Source organism: Actinomadura sp. HBU206391, assembly GCF_014323665.1.
In the GTDB taxonomy this organism is placed as follows: domain Bacteria; phylum Actinomycetota; class Actinomycetes; order Streptosporangiales; family Streptosporangiaceae; genus Actinomadura_C.
In genome coordinates this window covers 44,419-50,683 of the sequence record NZ_JABVEB010000034.1, presented here as the reverse complement: position 1 = coordinate 50,683, position 6,265 = coordinate 44,419, and the positions used below count along the sequence as shown (strand labels likewise).

Genomic DNA, 6,265 nt, shown 5'->3' with positions numbered 1-6,265 from the left:
GCCCAGCCCGGTGCCCCCGGCGCCCGAGCCCGTGCCGCCGCCCGTGCCCCTGCCCGAGCCCGTGCCGAGCCCGCCCCCGGGCCCGCCGGCACCCGACCCTGCGCCGCCCGATCCTGCGCCGGACCCGGCACCGCCGCCGCCGGCCGATCGCGGACGGATGAGGTGGGTCACAGGCCAGGGCCCCGCAGCCGCCGGGGACCGAGCTCGGGACGCGGTCCGACCGGCCGCGCCAGCCCCAGGGTCGCGCCCGCCACGGTGACGCCGGAGGGTGAGACCACGACAGGGTCGAGCTCCAGGCGGGCCACCTCGGGCAGATCGTCGGCGAGCTGCGACACGCGGAGCAGCAGGTCCTCGAGCCCGTTGACGTCGACCGGGTCGGCGCCGCGGTGGCCGAACAGCAACGGGGCCGACCGCACCGCCCGCACGAGTTCGGCGGCCTCGACGTCGGTCAGCGGGGCCAGGCGGTAGGCCCGGTCGTCCAGCAGCGCCGCGGTGGCGCCCGACAGGCCGAAGGACACCACGGCGCCGAAGGACGGGTCCTCTCGCGTGACGATCCGCACCGCGATGCCCGAGTGACCAGAGGGGCCCGAGGGGCCAGAGGGATCGGTCGCCCCGCCGGGCGCGGCGACGGTCACGCCATAGGAGGCCAGGAGCGCCGCGACGTCGGCAGGCGCGACGACCACCTGGCCGTCCTCGGTCCGTCCCTCCGGGCCGGAGGAGGGGGCGGCGTCGTCCGGATCACCTGCGCTCTTCGGAACGCCCGCGCCGTCCGGCCCGTCCGCGCTGTCCCGGTCGTCCGCGATCTTCGGGCCGTCGGCCGCGAGCAGCCGCCCCACGAGCGCCCGGGCCCGGTCGCGGCCGGCCACGTCGCGCTCGGGCAGTCGCCCCTTGGGTCGCCGCCGCCACGCGGCGTAGCGCATGACGTAGGCCAGGGCGCGCATGGCGTCCTCCGGCGTGGCGTACGACGGGACCGAACCGGGGCCCGCCACCGCATCAGGGCCGCAGATTCGCAATTCGGCGGGCATCCCGGCCAGACCGAGATAGGTCGCCACGATCGGCTTGGGACTTCCGGCCGACAGGCCCGCCACCGCCTGCGCCACCGTCTTGGTCCCGGCGTTCCCGCCATCGGCCGACCCGGCCGCTCCCGCCGCGACCGCCGCGTCGGCCGCTTCGTTGATCCGGCCCATGACCGGCGGGGTGAAGACGGTGACCACGGCGTCGACGGAATCGTCGGCGAGCGCCTCGGCCAGCGCGGACTCGTACTCCCCCGCCCCCGCCCGCGGGCCGAGGTTCACCGGAGCGATCGGGTCCAGGCCCAGCGTGGCTGCGGCGTCCTGGGCGAGCAGGCCGAGCGAGTCGGAGTTGTCGATGATCGCCACTCTGTCGCCGGCGGGCAGCGGCTGGTAGGCCAGCAGCTGTGCCACGTCGAACAGCTCGGACAGCCCCTCCACCCGGATCACCCCGGCCTGCGCGAACAGGGCGCTCACCGCGTGGTCGGGCAGCGTCAGCGCGCGGGCGGCGTGCCCGAGCGGAACTCCCTGGGTCGTACGACCCGACTTCACCGCCACGATCGGCTTCTTGCGGCTCAGCCGACGGGCGAGCCGAGTGAACTTCCGCGGGTTGCCGATCGACTCCAGGTAGAGGAGGACGGCCGTGGTGGCGGGATCCTCCTCCCAGTACTGCATGAGGTCGTTGCCCGACACGTCCGCCCGGTTGCCGGCGGAGACGAAGGTGGACAGGCCGATGCCGCGCTCGGCGGTGCGCTGGAGGATCGCGATGCCGAGCGCGCCGGACTGGGAGAAGAAGCCGATCGGCCCGCGGCCGGGCATGGTCGGCGCGAGGGTCGCGTTCAGTCGTACGCCCGGATCGGTGTTGGCGATGCCCAGGCAGTTGGGGCCGACGACCCGCATCCCGTGTGCGCGCGCCAGCCGTACGAGCTCCTCCTGGCGCGCCCGGCCGGCCGGGCCGGTCTCACCGAAACCCGCGGACACCACCACGAGCCCGTGCACTCCCTTGCCCGCGCTCTGCTCGACCACCTCGTGCACGGCGCCGGCCGGCACGGCGACAACGACCAGGTCCACGTCGTCGGCGATGTCCAGGACGGTCGGGTGGGCCCGGACACCGGCGACGGCGGTGGCGGTCGGATGCACGGGGTAGACCGGACCCGAGAAGTCCCCCGTGAGCAGATTCCGCAGGACGGTCTGGCCGACGCTGTGCGCCTCACGGCTCGCGCCGACCACCGCCACCGAACGGGGGAACAGCAGCCGCTGGATCGACCGGGACTCGGCACGGTGCTCGCGTGCCGTCATCACCTCGATGGAGGTCTCGGTGGGCTCGAGATCCAGGGTGAGCCGGATGACGCCGTCCTCGAACCGCTGCTCGGCGCGGTAACCGGCGTCGCGGAAGATCTTGGCCATGCGACGGTTGTCCGGCAGGACGTGCGCGACGAAACGGCGCAGCCTGCGCTCGCGGGCGGCGGCGGCGATGTGCTCCAGCAGCACCGAGCCGATCCCCCGGCCCTGGTGGGCGTCCTCGACGAGGAACGCGACCTCCGCGACCCCCGGCTCCTCACGGAGCTTGTCGTAGCGCACGACCGCGAGCATCGAGTCGCCGACGGTGGCGATCAGCGCCGCCCGCTGGTCGTGATCCAGCGTGGTGAAGTGCGTGATCTCCCGTTCGGACAGTTGCGGCCGCGGGCCGAAGAAACGGTAGTAGATGGTTTCCGAGGACAACCGGGCATAGAACGAACGCAACGATTCCGCATCGTCGCTCCGGATCGGTCGCAGATGGGCCGTACCCCCGTCCGCGAGGACGACATCGGCCTCCCAGTGATCCGGATACTTCACCTACCAAAGAGTAGGGGACCCGAGATGTCCGGTCTGCCCCAGCCGTGTTCGGAGTTGGGTCAGAGTTCCGGGTTTCGCTGCGCGTTCGAGACCTCATTGGGGGCGCTGAGCTGTTACGGTCGGCACACGCCCCGGGGAAAGCTGTCAACCGGGCCGTGTCAATCGAGGTGATGACGTCATGACGCGCGTGGTCGTGATCGGTGATCTCATGACCGATGCCGTTGCGCGAGCCGCCCTTCCCCTGGCCAAGGGAAGCGACACGCCGGCCGCTGTGACCATGCACGGTGGCGGATCCGGGGCCAATGTGGCCGCGTGGCTCGCCGTCGAAGGGGTCGAGGCCGCCTTCGTGGGACGCCGTGGCTCCGATATCGCCGGCCGCAACCGGGACATGGAACTGATGGGGTACGGCGTCGACGCCCGCCTCGTCATGGACCCGGAGCGCCCGACGGGCACGTGTGTGGTGCTGGTCACCCACAAGGGTGATCGGACCATGCTGTCCGATCCGGGCGCCAACGCCGCGCTCCTGCCGGAGGACATCCCGCACGACCTGTTCGCCGCCGGGTCGCACATGCATCTGTCCGGCTACTCCCTTCTCAACGAGGGATCCCGGCAGGCCGCGTTGCACGCCCTCAGCATGGCGCGCAAGAGCCAGATGTCGATCTCGATCGACGGCGGATCCTCCTCGCCGCTCAAGCGCGTGGGCGCCGAACCGTTCCTGGAGTGGACGCAGGGCGCCCGGCTGCTGATGATCAACGCCGACCAGGCCGAGGTGCTCACCGGACGCGACGTACCCTCGCAGGCGGCGAAGGTGCTCACCGCGTGGTACCCGCAGGTCGTCATCAAGATGGGCGAGGACGGCGCGCTGTGGTACACCAACGGCCGGGCCGAGCCGATCCAGGTGCCGGCCGAGCCGGTCAACAAGATCATGGACGGCACCGGCGCGGGTGACGCGTTCTGCGCCGGCTTCCTGCCGCCCTGGCTCGACGGCAAGCCCCCGGCCGAGGCGCTCGCCGCCGGCTGCCGGCTGGCCGCCGCGGCCATGGGTGAGATCGGTGCCCGTCCCGGACTCTGATCCAGCGCGACCCCTGACCCGGTACGGGTCCTCTCCCGTGCCGGTGCGGTACTCCCGGATCGAGCGCGGGTCAGGTCTCCTCGAGGGCCCTGGTCAGAGTGCCGACCGTGGTCCCCCCGTCCTCGGCGGCGACCACCAGCATGTCCATGACGGCCAGATATCTCTCGACCTCCTCGAGCTTCTCCAGATAGACGGCGCTGTTGAGCTGCTCGAGGTAGACCACGTCGGGCAGTTCGGGCTCGTTGAACCGCAGGATGCTGAACGGTCCACCGGCCGCGGCATGCCCTCCGTACCGGAGCGGCATGACCTGGATGGCCACGCCGGGCGTGGCCGCCAGCTCGATCAGGTGCTTCAGCTGCCCGCGCATCACCCGCCGATCGCCCAGAGGACGGCGCAGTGCCGCCTCGTCGATGACGGCCCACAGATGGGGCGGGTCGGATGCTTCGAGGATCCGCCGCCGGATCATCCGCACCGCCACCCTGCGCTCGATCTCCTGCGGCGAGGCGTCCGGGTGGCCGAGCAGCGTGACGGCGCGGGCGTAGTCCTCGGTCTGGAGCAGTCCGGGGACGAACTGCACCTCGTAGGTGCGGATGCGCGATGCCGCCTGCTCCAGGCCGACATAGACCTCGAACCAGGGCGGCACGACGTCGGCGTACTGACTCCACCAGCCGGGGGTGTTGGCCTGCCGCGCCAGTAGCAGGCAGGTCTCCCGCTCGTCGCCGTCGGTCATCCCGTAGAGGGTGAGCAGGTCCGAGATGTCGCGCTCCTTGAAGCCGACCCGTCCCAGCTCCAAGCGACTGATCTTGGATTCCGAGGCCCTGATCGCGTAGCCGGCCGCCTTGCGGGTGATCCGGTTCGCCTCTCGCAGCCGGCGCAGCCGGGCTCCGAGCATCATGCGCAGAACCGTGGGGCCGCCCGCCGCGGGGGAGGGAATCTCAGACATCTCGGGACCGCCGTCCGGCTGAGCCGTCACCTTGTCCCACCGCGGGACGCACAACGGCCCAGCATTCCATCCTGAGCGTCCAGGGCAGGGCCCCGGAGCGCGCGAGCATGATCTCTCCCCCTGATCAATTCCGTGAGGCATTCATTCGACCACCTCGAACAGAACAGCGCCACCCATTGCCGGAATGTCACAATCATGGCGATCGGTGCCTGCTCGATCGCCTCGATGCCGGGCATCCTCGGCCGACCCGCCGTGGTCGCGCCCCGGAGGCACCGTGGACGCTGCCGGTGTACGACTTCCGCCTGGTCGGACTTCACGCTCGAGCAGAACCGGCTCCAGTGCCTTTCCTGAACCCCCCGGGCAACCGCCGGAGCGTCGCCGCAGGCCGCGTCAGCCGGATGTTTGGAACGATCCATATGCGAGCTCCGCCGAAGAGTGCGAGCATCGCCCGACGACCTGAAAGGTGGAATGGCGTGAGTGAGCCTGCGGTTCGCAAGAACGAGACGACGGTGCCGTTGATGCCGTGCGCGTCGGTGGAGGAGGCCCTGGCGTTCTATGCGGCGCTGGGGTTCGAGGCGACCTACAAGCAGAGCAGGCCCTATGTCTATTTGGTGCTGCAGTGGAGCGGATTCCAGCTGCACTTCGGCCCGGCGCCCAAGGGCCTGGATCCGGCCCGGGAGGAGTCCGGAGGCTGCCTGGTCATGGTCGACGCCGTGGCGCCGTACCACGCGGCGTTCGTCGCGGCGATGCGCCGGGGCCACGGGAAGGTGCTGAGTTCCGGCCTTCCGCGGATCACCCGCTACCGGCCCGGCGCGTCCCGTTTCACGCTGATCGATCCGTCCGGGAACTCGATCATCTTCATCCAACGCGACGAACCCGCCGAGCTGGAGTACGGCGGCTCGAAGAAGCTGGTGGGCCTGGCCAGGGCGCTCGACAACGCCCGGATCCTGCGCGAGTTCAAAAACGATGACCTGCAGGCTTTCCGTGCGCTCAAGTCCGCGGTTCGCAGGCACGGCGCGGACGCCCCGGTGGTCGAGCGGGCCATCGCCCTGTGCCACCTCATCGACCTGGCCATGGTCCTCGGCGAACCTACCGATCCCTGGATGGCCGATCTGCGCGGTCTGGAACTCACCACGGGCGACAGGCAGCGCATCGAGTCGGAACTCGGGCATCTTGCCGAACTGCCGGAGTGGCTCCCCAAAGTGATGCCCCTGAGACCCGAAGTGGCCGATTCGCACCATTAGTGGACGGGAATGAATGCCTAACCGGCGGGATAGCGAGAATGGCCGCAGCATTCGATAGTGTTTTCGATGACGGGAAATCCTTCTGAGGATACGGCCTAGATGCTGTCGGAGCCCAAGCGCCACCCGGAAATTGCGGGAGCCGGGACCTGGGAACTGTGGA

General features: G+C 70.7%; 4 protein-coding genes. 2 read left to right on the top strand and 2 right to left on the bottom strand.

Annotated features, from left to right (window positions below; genetic code table 11):
• Positions 1-167: 167 nt before the first annotated feature.
• Positions 168-2,846: a GNAT family N-acetyltransferase gene (locus tag HKK72_RS14280; RefSeq protein WP_187234827.1), complete on the bottom strand. Its 2,679-nt coding sequence runs from the start codon at positions 2,844-2,846 to the stop codon at positions 168-170.
• A gap of 178 nt (positions 2,847-3,024) precedes the next feature.
• Here HKK72_RS14280 and HKK72_RS14275 point away from each other — a divergent pair, with 178 nt between their 5' ends.
• Entirely contained in the window at positions 3,025-3,918 is an 894-nt protein-coding gene (locus HKK72_RS14275; RefSeq protein WP_187234826.1) for a carbohydrate kinase family protein, read from the top strand.
• Positions 3,919-3,988: 70 nt separating this feature from the next.
• Here HKK72_RS14275 and HKK72_RS14270 read toward each other — a convergent pair whose 3' ends face one another.
• Entirely contained in the window at positions 3,989-4,861 is an 873-nt protein-coding gene (locus HKK72_RS14270) for a helix-turn-helix domain-containing protein (protein ID WP_187234825.1), read from the bottom strand.
• A gap of 473 nt (positions 4,862-5,334) precedes the next feature.
• Here HKK72_RS14270 and HKK72_RS14265 point away from each other — a divergent pair, with 473 nt between their 5' ends.
• Entirely contained in the window at positions 5,335-6,105 is a 771-nt protein-coding gene (locus HKK72_RS14265) for a glyoxalase (protein ID WP_187234824.1), read from the top strand.
• Positions 6,106-6,265 lie beyond the last annotated feature (160 nt).

Coding starts and splice junctions, on each gene's coding strand:
- HKK72_RS14270 (WP_187234825.1), bottom strand. CDS start 4,861: ATGTCTGAGATTCCCTCCCCCGCGGCGGGCGGCCCCACGGTTCTGCGC.
- HKK72_RS14275 (WP_187234826.1), top strand. CDS start 3,025: ATGACGCGCGTGGTCGTGATCGGTGATCTCATGACCGATGCCGTTGCG.